At 70.5% G+C, this 14,487-nt stretch carries 11 protein-coding genes and 1 tRNA gene; 7 read left to right on the plus strand and 5 right to left on the minus strand.

What is annotated here, in order from left to right; translation table 11 throughout:
- Positions 1 to 1,956, plus strand: a 1,956-nt coding sequence (locus TA90_RS13095) for a hypothetical protein (protein WP_222704602.1), incomplete at its 5' end; no start/stop codon positions are given.
- Positions 1,957 to 1,992: 36 nt separating this feature from the next.
- Here TA90_RS13095 and TA90_RS04585 read toward each other — a convergent pair.
- Positions 1,993 to 2,376 (minus strand): phage holin family protein, encoded by a 384-nt coding sequence (locus TA90_RS04585; RefSeq protein WP_043534839.1) that lies wholly within the window; start codon positions 2,374 to 2,376, stop codon positions 1,993 to 1,995.
- Between the two features lie 353 nt (positions 2,377 to 2,729).
- On the opposite strand from TA90_RS04585, the gene TA90_RS04590 reads away from it, so the two are divergent.
- Complete coding sequence (locus tag TA90_RS04590) at positions 2,730 to 3,827, plus strand: histidinol-phosphate transaminase (RefSeq protein WP_231550660.1); 1,098 nt, start codon at positions 2,730 to 2,732, stop codon at positions 3,825 to 3,827.
- Positions 3,828 to 3,994: 167 nt separating this feature from the next.
- On the opposite strand, the gene TA90_RS04595 is transcribed toward TA90_RS04590, so the two are convergent.
- Positions 3,995 to 5,323: a YwiC-like family protein gene (locus tag TA90_RS04595; RefSeq protein ID WP_147513375.1), complete on the minus strand. Its 1,329-nt coding sequence runs from the start codon at positions 5,321 to 5,323 to the stop codon at positions 3,995 to 3,997.
- Here TA90_RS04595 and rocD point away from each other — a divergent pair.
- The 3 genes from rocD (at position 5,315) to TA90_RS04610 (ending at position 10,012) form a co-directional block, all read left to right on the plus strand.
- Positions 5,315 to 6,715: an ornithine--oxo-acid transaminase gene (gene rocD, locus TA90_RS04600; RefSeq protein WP_231550661.1), complete on the plus strand. Its 1,401-nt coding sequence runs from the start codon at positions 5,315 to 5,317 to the stop codon at positions 6,713 to 6,715. The genes TA90_RS04595 and rocD overlap by 9 nt on opposite strands.
- Positions 6,716 to 6,828: 113 nt before the next feature.
- Positions 6,829 to 8,043: a glycerate kinase gene (locus tag TA90_RS04605; RefSeq protein WP_187120090.1), complete on the plus strand. Its 1,215-nt coding sequence runs from the start codon at positions 6,829 to 6,831 to the stop codon at positions 8,041 to 8,043.
- A gap of 127 nt (positions 8,044 to 8,170) precedes the next feature.
- A complete protein-coding gene (locus TA90_RS04610; protein WP_052450507.1) occupies positions 8,171 to 10,012 on the plus strand; it encodes a potassium transporter Kup in 1,842 nt (613 codons plus the stop codon).
- A gap of 112 nt (positions 10,013 to 10,124) precedes the next feature.
- On the opposite strand, the gene TA90_RS04615 is transcribed toward TA90_RS04610, so the two are convergent.
- The 3 genes from TA90_RS04615 to TA90_RS04625 all read right to left on the minus strand — a co-directional run bounded on the left by TA90_RS04615 (position 10,125) and on the right by TA90_RS04625 (position 13,672).
- Positions 10,125 to 10,198, minus strand: a tRNA-Pro gene (locus TA90_RS04615).
- A gap of 106 nt (positions 10,199 to 10,304) precedes the next feature.
- Complete coding sequence (locus TA90_RS04620; RefSeq protein ID WP_052450506.1) at positions 10,305 to 11,471, minus strand: metallophosphoesterase; 1,167 nt, start codon at positions 11,469 to 11,471, stop codon at positions 10,305 to 10,307.
- Positions 11,471 to 13,672, minus strand: coding sequence for a transglycosylase domain-containing protein (locus TA90_RS04625; RefSeq protein WP_074015285.1), 2,202 nt, complete (start codon positions 13,670 to 13,672; stop codon positions 11,471 to 11,473). Before TA90_RS04625 ends, TA90_RS04620 begins: the two co-directional genes overlap by 1 nt.
- 157 nt (positions 13,673 to 13,829) lie before the next feature.
- Here TA90_RS04625 and TA90_RS04630 point away from each other — a divergent pair, with 157 nt between their 5' ends.
- Both TA90_RS04630 and TA90_RS14525 read left to right on the plus strand, forming a co-directional pair.
- Positions 13,830 to 14,165 carry a WhiB family transcriptional regulator gene (locus TA90_RS04630; RefSeq protein ID WP_043534841.1) on the plus strand — a complete coding sequence of 112 codons (336 nt, stop codon included), beginning with the start codon at positions 13,830 to 13,832 and terminating at the stop codon, positions 14,163 to 14,165.
- A 48-nt stretch (positions 14,166 to 14,213) separates the two neighbouring features.
- Positions 14,214 to 14,372, plus strand: a complete 159-nt coding sequence (locus TA90_RS14525) for a Sp36 family protein (RefSeq protein WP_074015286.1) — start codon at positions 14,214 to 14,216, stop codon at positions 14,370 to 14,372.
- Positions 14,373 to 14,487: the final 115 nt, after the last annotated feature.

The raw sequence follows: 14,487 nt of genomic DNA on the forward strand, positions 1-14,487 counted from the left end.
GGTCTCCGCGGCGGCGCTCGCGGCCAGGGCGCTCGACGAGGCGGTGCGGGAGGTCCTCCTGCGGGCGGCGGGTGCGCCGTGAGCGCGGGTGGCGACTTCGGGGACCGGGTGCTCGTCACCTCCTCCGCCACGCGCGTCGACACGGACGTCCTGGTGGGGGCGGCGGTCCGCGTGGCGGGTGCGGCGGCCGAGGTGGGTGGGGTCCTCACACTCCTGGACGCCACCACTGAGCGCTGCCGGGACCACGCTCCGCTCGCACCTGTCGAGGCGGCGGTCGCACTCACGGAGGTCGAGGGCGCCCGGGCCACCGTCGAGGCCCTGGGCCGGAGGTTGGTCTCCCTCGCGGAGTCACTGTCCTTCGCCGCGCTGGTGTACCTGGGGGCGGAGGGGCGTGCCTCCGCCTTCCGCGACGCCTGGGCCCTCCTGCACCCCGGCGGGCGGCCCGCGTGGCGCACCGGTGTCGGGTCCGTCCACTCCCGGGAGGCCCTGCGGGACCTCCTGCCCGCGGGAGTGTCGGACCACCTCCCCGGGGCGCTCCTCGACTGGGTCCTGGCGCCGGTCCTCCCCTTCCTCCTGGGTGTCGGCACCTCGGCGGCGGGCCACGCCGCGGCTGCCACGGGTGAGGGGGACATGACCACCGGGATCCGGCTCCAGATGGACCTCCACGCCGCGTCCGAGCTGGTCGCGGACCACACCCTCGCCACCGGGAGGGATGCCGGCCCGGGCAGTGGCGGAGCGTGGGGAGTCCCGGGCCGCGGGCGGCGCACGGGCGCAGGACCCGACGACGGCGCAGGTCCGTCATGGTGGGGGACGCCGGACGGCGCGACCCCGGAGGCGGCCTCGCTGGCCGCGGCGTGGGGGTTCGGGCTGGGCCGTCTGACCTCCTCCCCCACGAGGGGGGTCCAGGTGACGTCCGCCGTGCCCGTCGACACCCTGGACATGCGCACCGGCCGTCCCGTGGGCGTGGGCCCACGCCACCACGTGGTCGACTCCGACGTGGCCGCCCGCCGTTTCGGGGTGGACCTCACCCCCCTCAACCTCGGGATCCTCGGGCTGCCCTCCCTGGTCGGATCCACCCTCGGCGCGATCCCGGTGAGGCAGGGTGGGCCCGCCCTCGAGCACGCCCCCGCGGCCTCCCCGCAGCACCGCGTCGAGACCCCCCGCCAGCCCTCCCAGGTGCTCTCACGGATCGGCCACCTGCGCAGTTCGCCGGCCGCGGGGCAGGTGGAGGTGCTGCGTCATCGCACCCCCGGGGTGGAGGGGGAGGTGACGTCGTGGAGCGTGGTCATCCGCGGTACCCAGGCGTGGGGAGTGGGCGGCCCCAATCCCCAGGACATGCTCTCCAATCTCCAGGTGGTCGCCGGAGAGCACTCCGACCAGGCGCGTGCAGTGCTGGCAGCGATGGAGATGGCAGGTGTCACTGCGGGGCAGACGGTGGAGTTGGTCGGGCACTCACAGGGCGGCGCGGTGGCCGCCCAACTGGCCTCCGACCCGGAGGTCCTGGCCCGCTACAGCGTGACCTCGGTGCTCACCGCGGGTTCACCCACCGCCGGGGCGGCTCCGGCAGAAGGGGTGGAGATGCTCAACCTGGAGAACACGCGCGACATGGTGCCCGGGTTGGACGGGGCGGCGAACCGGGATCTCGGGGCCGCCCGGACAGTGCACTTCGACGGTGGCGCGATGGGTGGGCGCACATCGGACGAGGACATGTCCGCAGGTGGTCCCGACGCCAGGGAGGAGGCGCCCGGTGCCCACGACCTGCGCACCTACCGTCGTGTCATGGAGTGGTTGGAGGAGCGTGGGGAGTCGGGTGAAAGGGGTGAGGAGGACGTCCCCACGGGGTACGAGGAGGTCCGGTCGTGGATGCAGGAGCGGGAGCGGACGCTGGGGTTCGGCGAGGGGACCCGGACGACGTCCCACGTCTTCGACACGCGCCGCCTGGGTGTCGGGTCCTGAGGCCCGGAGTGGGAGCCTTCGCGGATGCAGGTGGACCTAGTCCTTCTCCGCCTTGCCCAGGACACCCACGACGATGGCGGAGATGATGGCGGTGATCGTGCCACCGCCCAGGGCCGCCCAGAACCCACCCGCATGGAAGGGCAGGGTGAGAGCTTCGGCCAACCATCCGGTCGCCAGGAAGACCAGAGCATTGGTGACCAGTGCGAAGAGGCCGAAGGTGAGCAGGTAGAGGGGGAAGGCGACGACGCGCATGACGGGCCGGACAATGGAGTTCACCAGTGTGAAGACCAAGGCGATGCCTGTCAGCAGCAGGAGCGTCTCCTGCGTGGTGGCGCCCTGGTCGAAGGTGATCTCGGAGATCACCAGGGTCGAGACCCAGATGCCGAGCATGTTGCCGAGCAGTCGCAGGATGAATCGCATGCCCCCATTGTCCCCGCCCGCCCATCCCCGCGCCACAGGCCCGGTCTGCACCGCGATCACCGGGTCGCGATGATCCGTCCGCCCACCCCCGCTCGGCAGCCCCGGTCCCTGCATTCCCGCGCGGCATTCCCGCGCGGCAGCCCCGGTCACTGCAGGCCGGGTCCCTGCCGACCGGGTCACTGCAGGCCGGGTCGGGGGTGGTTGATCGGGACCGTGGTCGGGTGTGGGCGTACCGAGCGTCCCGGTGCCACGGGGTGGGGGAATGGGCAGGAGGACGGGGGGAAGGCCGTGCAGGGCGCCCGCACGGTGGGACCCTCAGGAATGCGCGGGCATGGGTGGGGTAGGACTGGGGCATGAGCGAAACCCGTGGTCCTGCAGCGCCGGAGCGAGCCACCATGCGGGTGCGTGTGCGTCCCGAAGTCCTCTCACTGCCCCGCTACGCCCCCGGCAGATCGGCACCGGGAGCAGCCAAGCTCTCCTCCAACGAGAGTGCGGAGCCGCCCTCGTCGGCGGTGATCGAGGCGGCCACGCAGGCCCTGGCAGGCATCAACCGCTACCCCGACTTCGGTGCGACTGCACTCACCCAGACCCTCGCCCGGAGTCTGGGTGTGCAGGAGGACCAGGTGGTGCTGGGCGACGGTTCCTCGGCGGTGCTCCTGGACGCGCTCTCGGTCGTGTGTCGCCCGGGGGCCGAGGTCATCCACCCCTGGCGCAGCTTCGAGTCCTACCCGATCGCCATCCCGGCCGTGGGCGCCACGGGCGTGGCGGTGGCGCTGACGGCGGAGGGGCGTCACGACCTGCCGGCCCTGGTCGCTGCCGTTGGTCCGGACACCGCGGCCATCATCCTGTGCACGCCGAACAACCCGACCGGACCTGCACTGACACTGGAGGAGGTCCGCTCGGTCCTCGAAGCAGTGCCCCCGGAGGTCCTGGTGCTGGTGGACGAGGCCTACATCGAGTTGGCCACTGCCCCGGGAGTCTCCACGGCGGTGCCCCTGATCGCGGAGTTCCCCAATGTCCTGGTGCTGCGCACCTTCTCCAAGGTCCACGCGTTGGCGGGACTGCGGGTCGGCTACGGAGTGGGCCATCCCGACCTGGTGGGGGCCATCCGCGCGATCTCCGTGCCCTTCGGGGTGTCCTCCGTCGCCCAGGCGGCTGCGCTGGCCTCGCTGCGGGATGAGGACGTCCTGCGCGCACGCATTGCCGACATGGTGGCCGAGCGTGACCGGCTGCGGGGCGAGCTGGTCTCGATGGGCTACGAGGTGCCCGAGACCCAGTCGAACTTCTTGTGGATCCCGGCGTTCCAGTCGGGTCCGGGCCTGGTCGCTGCGTGTGCCGAGGCGGGGCTGCTGGTGCGCCCCTTCCCCGAAGGTGTGCGCGTGAGCACCGGGACACGCGAGCAGGACGACCGTTTCCTGGACGTCGCACGCGCCCACATCGCAACCCTCTGACCCCCTCGCCCTCCCCCTCCCTCGCGAAGTCCGTCCCCATTCCCGGCGAAGTCCGCTGTGTTTCCCGGCGAGGTCCGTCCCCTTCTGCGGCGAGGTCCGCTGTGTTTCCCGCCGAAGTCCGCTCCCCGGGCGCCCACGGATCGGGGTCCGGGCCCGATGCCCCAGGGTCAGGCGGGGAGGACCAGGGCGATCGCGACGAGCAGGCAGGTGAGCATTTCGACCAGGCCGATGGGCAGCGGCCTCCACGCTCCGCGACGGCGCTGGTCGAGGGGGATGAGCACGGCCCGCAGAAGCAGGATCACCCACACGATCACCACCCACCACGACACAGCGTTGGTGGCCGCTGCAGTGACAGCAGCCACCAGGGTGAGGAGGTGCCAGACGAGGGAGCCGATGACCCACGCGCGGTCCCGGCGTCCTCGAATGAGAGCGCGCACATGCGGCACGGTCCCCAGGAAGTAGCAGGCGAGCAGACCGGTGACGATCCAGGCATGGGTCCATCCCGTATCGGGGGCGGAGGTGCCGGCGTCCCACCATGGCCACCACCCGGTTCCCCGCACGGTGCCCCAGCCCAGGTCGTGGGCAACCGCACAGGTCAGCGACGATGCCAGCACGGTCGAGACGCGGGAAGTGAGGGAGCGGGTTCGCCTGTGCGCGGCCTCGAACACCGCCACCCCTACCAGTGGCGCGAAGAGCGGAGCCCACCAGGACAGGGCGGGCGAGAGGGCCAGGAGCCCGAACCCCAGGAGGAGGGTGCACACCACCCAGCACAGCAGCGCCCGGGAGTACCGGGCGCGCCGGGGCGCGGCGATCCACAGTGTGGCGACGTGGAACATGAGGAAGGCCGAGACCCATGCGAGGAGGAACAGCAGGTGCTGCCACCTCAGTTGGGAGTCGAGTGCCCCGACCACGATCGGCACGGTCGCCATGGGCCATGCGCCGTGCTGGTCCGGCACCCATCCGCTGCGCACCAGGCGGCGGAAGGTCGAGCGCCTTTGACGCTTCCCCTGTCCCTGCCTCGGAGTCGAGGGTCTCGTCCACCCAGGGTCCGGGTCCGGGTCCGGGTCCGGGTCTGGATTTGGGTGCGGGCCCGGGTCCGGCGCCGAAGACGGCCGCGACACCTGCTCCGACACCTGTGCACCAGAGCAGTCGGGTGCGTCCGGAGGGCACGCTGTGGGGGTCTCTCCTGCGGACATGCTCTCCATCCTAGGAAGGCGATGACTGGGCCCGCCGCGACGGCCTGTCATCATCGTGGGTGCGTGGGTGCGTGGGTGCGTGGGTGCGTGGGTGCGTGGGTGCGTGGGTGCGTGGGTGCGTGGGTGCGTGGGTGCGTGGGTGCGTGGGTGCGTGGGTGCGTGGGTGCGTGGGTGCGTGGGTGCGTGGGTGCAGACCTCAGTGCGCGCGCATCGACGAGGGCGGGGTGCTCCTTCCTGGACGTTCCTCCGACTTCGGCGCGCTGCTGTGTCCGGGTGGATACCCTCAGTGACATGGGACATGGATCAGAAGAGCCGGGATCGCCCTCGTCGACGGGGCCACTCGAGGGCCGCGCCGCCCCGATGCAGACGCCGATGCAGACCCCGACACCGGCCGACGCCCCCGCACGCACGCTCTCACACGCCCCCGCGCCCAGCCCGGCCCCCGTACCCGCACCGCCCTCCACGCCCACCCCCGCCCGAACCGCCCAGGCGATCGCGCGCGACGAGCGCTGGCTGGCACACACCTACCATCCCCTGCCGGTGGTCATCACCTCCGCGCAGGGAGCGTGGGTGCGCGATGTGGAGGGACGCCGCTACCTGGACTGCCTGGCGGGCTACTCCGCGATGAACTTCGGACACTCCAACGAGAGACTCCTGGAGGCCGCCCGCGACCAGCTCACGCGGGTGACGATGACCTCCCGCGCCTTCCACAACGACCGACTGGGACCCTTCGCTGAGGCTCTGTCCCACCTGTGCGGGGGCGGGCTGGTCCTGCCCATGAACACCGGCGCGGAAGCGGTGGAGAGCGCGATCAAGGTGGCGCGGGCCTGGGGCTACCGGGTCAAGGGCGTGACGCCGGAGCGGGCCAACATCATCGTCATGGACCACGCCTTCCACGGGCGCACCACGACCATCGTGTCCTTCTCCGACGACCCGGACGCCCACGATGATTTCGGCCCCTTCACGCCGGGCTTCAGACGCGCGCGATTCGGGGATGCGGACTCGGTGGAGGACCTCATCGACCAGGACACCGTCGCCGTCCTGGTCGAACCCATCCAGGGAGAGGCGGGCGTGGTCGTCCCACCCGATGACTTCCTGCCGAGGCTGCGCGGCATCTGCGACCGCCACGACGTCCTCCTGGTGGCTGACGAGATCCAGTCGGGCCTGGGACGCACGGGTGAGACCTTCGGATGCGACCTGTGGGGTGTCACCCCGGACCTGCGAACACTCGGCAAGGCACTGGGCGGTGGGATCCTCCCGCTCTCCGCGGTGGTGGGTCGCGAGGACGTGATCGGCGTGCTGACACCCGGCCAGCACGGCTCGACCTTCGGCGGCAACCCGCTGGCCGCAGCCATCGGGAGCGAGGTCGTCGCGATCCTCAGTGAAGGCACCCTGCAGAAGCGGGCGCGCGACCTCGGACAGGTGCTGCGCTCGCGGCTGGAACCACTGGTGGGCCGCGGCATCACCGGCTTCACCCAGGTCGGCCTGTGGAGCGGAATCACCCTCGAGGAGCGTCTGGGGATGGGTCGCGACCTGGGTGAGCGCATGATGGAGCGCGGAGTCCTGGTCAAGGACACCCACGGTTCCACGATCCGCCTCTCGCCACCCCTCACGGTGAGCGAGTCCGAGGTGATCTTCGCCTGCGATGCGCTGGCGGGCGCCGTGGAGGAGCTGGCAGGGGAGGACCGATGACGGAGATGGAGACGAGGACGTCCGCAGGTGAGCCGTCGCAGACAGCGTCGCGCCCCACGCGCACATCCCACCCGCTGCCTGACACCGCGTCCCGCCTCCCGCAGGCACGCACCGTGGTCCTGGCTCCCGACTCCTTCAAGGAGTCCCTGTCTGCCGCCGAGGCCTGCGCCGCGCTGGAGGCGGGAGTACTGGCCGCATGGCCGCGCGCCCGCTGCCTGCGACGTCCCATGGCCGATGGTGGGGAGGGCACGGTGGAAGCCGTCGTGGGCGCAGGCGCGGCTGAGCTGGTCGAGGTCGTGGCCCACGATGCCCTCATGCGGGTGCGCCGGGCCCACATCGCCTGGGACGCGCGCACCCGCACCGCAGTGGTCGAGGCCGCCCAGGGCCCGGGCCTGGAGCACGTGGCCCCGGAGGATCGCGACATCTGGGGTGCCACCTCGGCCGGCGTCGGGGAGATGGTCCTGGCCGCACTGGACCTGGGTGCGCGTCGCATCGTCATCGGGCTGGGTGGCAGCGCCACCAACGACGGGGGCTCGGGGATGCTCGCCGCGCTGGGGGTGCGCTTCCGTGGGGGTGAGGCTCACGAGGGCGACGCCGTGGTCCCGGTCGGCCCGCGCGACCTGGTGGGGGTGGAGGAGATGGAGCTCTCGGGCCTGGATCCCCGGCTCCAGGAGGTCGAGATCATCGCCGCCACGGATGTGACGAACCCACTGCTGGGACCCCACGGGGCGAGCGAGATCTTCGGGGCACAGAAGGGCGCATCCCCTGAGGACGTGGTCCTGTTGGAGGAGGTGCTCTCCCACCTGGCTGACATGGGGGAGCGGGCCTGTGGGCGGGATCTGCGGGGGGCAGCGGGTGCGGGTGCCGCGAGAGGCCTGGGGTGGGCGTGCCTGCAGTTCCTGGGTGCCCGGATGCGTCCCGGTGTCGAGGTGGTGGCCGACCTGGTGGATCTGAGCGGTGCGGTGCGTGGGGCCGCCATCGTCCTCACAGGGGAGGGCTCGGTGGATGCCCAGACGCTGGGGGGCAAGACCCCGATGGGGGTCGCCCGGGTGGCGGCGCAGGCGGGTGTGCCCGTGGTGGTCCTCGCAGGGCGAGTCGGTGCCGGGGCGGAGGACCTGCTGGATGTGGGTGTGGCGGCCGTGGTGCCCATCGTCCGGGAGGCGGGGGACCTGGGGGAGGTGCTGGCCGCTGGGGGCGGGAACCTCACTGCGGCTGCGGAGATGGTGTGCCGACTCATCGATCTCGGTGCGGGGACAGGAGACGCAGCGGGAACAGTGGGAACAGCGGGAACAGCGAGGGCAGTGGGAACAGCGGGTACAGCGCAGTAGACGCCGGACGCCCCACTTCGCGGGGGCTACCGGAGTGGGGCCCGTGGTGGCATACTTCTCTCCCGTGTCCAGTCACAGTGGTGGTGGAACCCCGGTGGTCCGGGCCGGTCAGCGCATGCGTCCTGCGATGGCTCTGGCCGCACTCGGAGTCGTCTTCGGGGACATCGGCACCAGCCCCCTATACGCTCTCCAGGCGGCCTTCTCCCTGGAGCACGGTGCCGCGCGCCCCTCCCCCGCCGATGTCGTGGGGATCGTGTCGATGATCCTCTGGGCCCTGGTCCTCGTCGTCAGTGTCAAGTACGTGGGGCTGGTGATGCGCGCCGACAACGACGGGGAGGGCGGCATCATCGCCCTGGCCTCCCTGGCACGGCGAGCCTTTCCCCGGGACTCCCGTCGCTCCTGGTGGGTGCTGGTGGCGGGCATGGTCGGGGCTGCCCTGTTCTACGGGGACGGTGTCATCACCCCAGCCATCTCCGTCCTCTCCGCGGTCGAGGGGGTGCGCGTCGTGGCCCCCACGATCACGGACTCCGTGCCGCTGATCGCGGCCGTCGTGGTGGCCGTCCTCTTCCTGGTCCAGAGCCGGGGGACGGCGCGCATCGGACGCGCCTTCGGGCCGGTGATGGGGCTGTGGTTCCTCACCTTGGCCGCCCTGGGATTGCCCCATGTATGGGCGCGCCCCGAGGTGCTCACGGCCCTGTTGCCCACGACTGCCGCCTCCTACATCCTCACCCACCCCGCCACCGCATTCCTGGTCCTGGGTTCAGTGGTGCTGGCGGTGACGGGTGCGGAGGCGCTGTACGCCGACATGGGGCACTTCGGTGCGAGCGCCATCCGCACGTCCTGGGCTGCGGTGGTCCTGCCCAGTCTGGTGCTGGTCTACCTGGGCCAGGCCGCCCTGCTGCTGGGCAATCCGCAGGCTGTCAGCGATCCCTTCTTCCTGCTGGCCCCCGGCTGGGCGCGCATCCCCCTGGTCGTCATGGCCACCGCGGCGACCGTGATCGCCTCCCAGGCCGTCATCACCGGCGCCTTCTCCATGACCCAGCAGGCGATCCGCACGGGCCTGCTTCCCCGCATGCTCATCCGCCACACCTCCGAGGCTGCCCGGGGACAGATCTACGTGCCCGTTGTCAATGCGCTGCTCTTCGGCGGCGTACTGGTGTTGATCTTCAGCTTCCGCAGCTCGGAACGGCTTTCCGCCGCATACGGGCTGGCCGTGACGGGAACCTTCCTGGTGACCACGACCCTGCTGGTGGTGGTGGCGCGTCACGTGTGGCGCTGGCCCGCCTGGTGGGCGCATGCGGTGCTGGTGGCGATCGGGGTTCCCGAACTCGTGCTCCTGGGCGCCAACACACTCAAGCTTCTCTCCGGGGGCTGGCTGCCGGTGTTGCTGGCTGCGGTGGTCCTGGTCGTGATGACCACGTGGTGGCACGGGCGTCGCGAGGTCGTGCGCCGCAGGCGCTCCTTGGCCGGGGAACTCGCACTTTTCCTGGACAGCCCCGAGGTGGCCCACGCCGGTCGCCCCGCGAACACAGCCGTCTTCCTGCATGCCCACCCGAACCTGACACCCCTGGCACTGCGGGAGAACGTGTTGGTCAACTCCGTGCTCCACCGGCACACGGTGCTGGTCAGCGTGCTGCCCGTCCCGGTGCCCCATGTCGCCGCCGGGCAGCGTGTGGCGGTGGAGGAGATCCAGGGTCCCACTGGCCTGAGCCAGGTCCTCATCCGTCAGGGCTTCATGGACTCCGTGGACGTCCCCAGCGCTCTGCGCCAGGTGCTCTCGGACCAGGAGTGCTCCCACGCGACATTCTTCGTCTCCGATGTGACCGTTGTGGACGGCGGTGGGTCGACGATGGCGGCCTGGCGACGCAAGCTCTTCATCAGGCTGTCCCAGTGGGCCAGTGATCCCTCCGACTGGTTCCACCTCCCGCCCCGCCGCACGGTGGTCGTGGGCACACAGATCGACCTGTGAGTTGGGGGGCGCGCAACCGGCCAGCTGCAGACGCGGAGAAGCGGCACTGACCCACGAAAAGACCCTGGGTCGCGACGGTCCGTGGACTGCATCGCGACCCAGGGCAGAAACGTCGGGGTGGCGGGATTTGAACCCACGGCCTCTTCGTCCCGAACGAAGCGCGCTACCAAGCTGCGCCACACCCCGTGTGTGACCGCTCAAGTATAGCGATGCCCGGCGAGCCAGCCAAAACGCTCGTCGTGTGCAGGGTGCAGGATCCGTCACAGCTTGCGCGGGTCTCCACGCACCGGCCTCAGTCCACCGGACGCAGGTGCAGGATGGAGACCTCGGGACGCGTCGCGATGCGCAGGGGGACGAACGGGGAGGTCCCCAGGCCGGCCGAGACGTGGAGCTGGGTGCTGAAGGGGCCGCAGGTCCAGGTGTGGAAGCCCTTGGCGTAACGGGGCGGCAGATCACAGTTCGTGACGAGCGCGCCGATGAAGGGGAGTCCCAGTTGCCCGCCGTGGGTGTGGCCGGCCAGGACCAGGTCCGGCTCCTCACGCGTGAGACCGTCGACGACCCGGAGGTACGGGGCGTGGGTGACGGCCACACGCAGGGCGCGGGGATCCCCCCACGAGTCGGCCGGGTCCGGGATCCGGTCCCGGTCCAGGTGCGGGTCGTCCACCCCGACGAGGCTCACCCGTTGGCTCCCCGCAGGCGCACCCTCCTCCCCGGTGACGTCGACATCGAGGGTCGCCGCACGGTTGGAGAGGTCGAGCCACCCGGCGGAGGTGAAGTCCGAGACGATCTCGTGCCACGGCAGGTCCGGGAGCAGGTGGGGGTCACGGTCGACAGGCGCGCGGCCCGGTCCGTGCTGCGCGTGGTCGCCCGGCGCGACCGTGTCGTCGGCCTCGTCCCCCAGACCGCGTTTGAGGGAGAAGGCGTCGTCGGCGACGCGCGGGTCCCGACGCAGGTAGGCCGTCCAGTTCTTGAAGCGGGGCGAGTAGTAGTCATTGGATCCGAGGACGAAGGCGCCCGGCAGGTGCAGGAAGGGAGCGTAGGCGGCACGGACCAGGTCGAGGCCCTCCGCCGACCCGAGGTTGTCGCCGGTGGAGACGACCATGTCGACCCGTTCGGTGCGCGCGACCCGGTGCAGGAAGTCCACGAGGAACTCCTGGCCGGGGTAGAGGTGCAGGTCCGAGATCTGGAGGATGTCCAGCCCTCGCATCCCGGGCGCCCCCTGGACGGGGACCTCGATGTGGCGCACGACGGGGAAGTGTCGCTCGGCCTCTCCCCAGGCCACCGCTGCGGCTGCGCCGAGAGCAGCCGTGCCCAGGGCGATTCCCAGGGCCCTGCCCCGGGCGATCACTCCACGGGGTGCCAGCGAGGGGCGGTCTGCGAGGTCGTCGAGGCGCAACGGGACCGGGGGCAGGACCGGCGGCGTTGCCCGGCGCGTCGGCCCGGACTGTTCGGCGGGCATCAGCCGTTGTCCCCTTGGTCGTTGTCCTTGTCACCGTTCTGCCCGTTGTTCCCGTCGTTGCCCTGGTCGGTGTTGCCCTGCTGGGTCGACGTCGGGTCGGGCGTGGGGGTGGAGACGGGTTGGTTGCCGATGAAGACATCGGGCAGGGCATCGACCGGGGTCCCCGCGAGGGCCGCACTCATGTAGGGCGCCCAGATGTGCATCCCGACGGTCGAACCGTAGGGGTAGGGGTAGGTCTGGCCGCCTACGGTGACGTTCTCGATCTTCGTCGAGGACGCGGCTCCGTTGCCCATCCAGGCAGCGGTGGCGAGGCTCGGGGTGAAGCCGACGGTCCAGGTGTTCGAGTTGTCGTTGGTGGTACCGGTCTTGGCCGCATACGGTCGGTTGTCCGCCAGGGTGATGCCCTCCGACGGGATGTAGTACTGCTGGACGCTCTTGTTCAGGAGTGTCGTGACCTGCTGGGCGACCGTGGAGTCGAGGACCTTCTTGCAGGAGGGCTTGTACTCCTTGAGCACGTTCTCGTCGCGGTCGGTGACCTTCGCCAGGGAGTGGGGCGTGCACTGGACACCGTCATTGGCCAGGGTCGCCGCCACGGACGCCATCTGGAGGGGCGAGGTGGACCCGGACCCGATGATGTTGGCGGCCGCCGCCTCGATGACGGAGCCGTCCGCCTGGGTGATCCCCATGTCCGCGGCGGTCTGGAAGATCGCGCAGAAGTCGAGCTTGGTGGCCATGTTGATGAAGGCCTGGTTGACCGACAGGCCAGTCGCGCGGATGACGTTCATGGTCCCGTCCTTGCCGGGGAGGTCCTCCACCTCGTACGGGTTCGGCGTGAAGAGCACCCGGTGGCCGTTGGAGCAGCTGAACTCGTTCTGGTAGTAGTTCCTGTTCGCCCGTCCTACCGTGTCGTAGGCGCTGTGTCCCTCCTTGAACCACTCCATGAGGGTGAACAGCTTGAAGGTCGACCCGACCTGGAACGTGCCGTTGGCGGCGAAGTTGTACGTGGTTGTCCCCGCCTTGCCCTCCGTCCCGTAGGCCGTGTTCTGGGCCATCGACAGGACGTCACCCGTCCCCGGGTCGACGGAGGTGAGGACGGCATTGACGGTGCCGGAGGTCGTCGAGGTGGGGTTGGCACTGGCGAGTGTGGCAGCGGCTGCCTTCTGCTTGCTGGTGTCGATGGTGGTGCGGATCGTCAGCCCGCCGGTGTCGAGCAGGCGGAGCCGGTCGGTCTCGGTGTCCCCGTAGGTCTTGTCGTCGAGGAACTCCTGGAGGGCGTACTCGCAGAAGTAGGCCATGTTGCCCGCGCCAGCGCACCCCTGGGAACGCTGGTCCGGCTTGAGCATGGACTCCACGGAGGTCCCGACGATCTCGTCGTACTCGTCCTGGGAGATCGTGCCCTCCTTGAGGAGGACACCGGCGACGGTGTCGCGGCGGTCCTGCGCGGCGTCGGGGTGGACGAGCGGGTCGTACTGGACGGGGGACTGGACCAGGCCCGCCAGCAGGATGGCCTCGGACATCGTCAGGTCGTTCGCGGACTTCGAGAAGTAGAGCCGGGAGGCGGCCTCCACCCCGTACGTGGTGGGACCGAAGGGCACGATGTTGAGGTAGCCGGTGAGGATCTGGTCCTTGGACATCTCCGTCTCCAGGGCCATCGCGTACTTCGCCTCGCGCAGCTTGCGCTCCTTGGTCTTCTCGGTCGCGGCGATGACCTCGTCGGGATCGCCGTCCATCTGCCCCTTCTCCACGAGCATGTTGCGCACGTACTGCTGCGTGATCGTCGAGGCGCCCTGGGTCCCGGAGTCGTCGGAGAGGTTGTTGACCAGGGCACGTGCCATGCCCTCCGGGTCGATCCCGTGGTGCTGATAGAAGCGCTTGTCCTCCACCCCGACGATCGCCTTCTCCATGACGTCGGCGATCTGGTCGGAGCCGACCACGATGCGTCGCTTGTCGTAGAAGCGCGCGATCACGTTGTTCGAGGCGTCGAGCATCACCGACTCCTCGGCGGGTTCGACGATCTGGAGGTCTGCCGGGAGGTCCTCGAAGACCGAGGGCACCGTCTTGGCCACGACCCCCAGTGAGCCCGCTGCGGGCACGAGGAGGCCGGCGGCGAGCACACCGGTCAGTCCGGCGACGGACAGGAACGCCAGCAGCAGGGCGACCAGCTGGACCGGGGTGACCGAACGGGAACGGGGCGACGACATGAGGCAAGGATACGTGGAGGTCCTGAAATCCGGGCCTCTCGCCCCACTTCTCGTGGAAAGCCCCCGGTCACGGGGCACTCGGCGATTGGAGTTCCCCGGCGAGTGTGTGTATGGTCACATCTGTGGAGGTCATGGGCGACCCGATACGGAGTGGAACATGAGCACTGTCGATGATGACCAGAGTTGGGCTGCACGGGCGCTGTGTGCGTCGACCGAACCCGATGCGCTCTTCGTCCAGGGCGCGTCCCAGCGGCAGGTGCGGATGCGGTGCATGGCCTGCGAGGTGCGCCTGGAGTGCCTGGCCGACGCCCTGCAGGCGGAGGCGAACTTCGGGGTGTGGGGAGGCCTGACGGAGCGCGAGCGCCGAGCCCTGCTTCGCCACTACCCCACGGTGGAGGACTGGGGGGAGTGGTTGGCCGAGTCGGACGACCCCCTGGCCCTGGAGCTGCGCTCCCCCCGGGTCCCCCGGGTGCTCGCCCACGTCCGGAACTGAACGTCGCGGGGCCCCTGGGCGTGCGCGCCCCGTGGATAGGATGACGCCATGACGAAATGGGAGTACTCGACGATTCCTCTGCTCACCCACGCGACCAAGGCGATCCTCGACCAATGGGGACAGGACGGCTGGGAACTCGTCCAGGTCGTGCCCGGGCCCACCGGTTCGGACAACCTGGTCGCCTACCTCAAGCGTCCCGTCGAGTGACGCAGGTCGGGTGACGCGGGCCCGTACCCGCGCTGGGTCCCACACCCGGTGACGGGTGACCCCGCGGGCAGGACCTCCCGGACCCGGAGACTCCGGACCTGAACAGTCCGGACAG

This window comes from Actinomyces polynesiensis, assembly GCF_000820725.1.
In the GTDB taxonomy this organism is placed as follows: domain Bacteria; phylum Actinomycetota; class Actinomycetes; order Actinomycetales; family Actinomycetaceae; genus Pauljensenia; species Pauljensenia polynesiensis.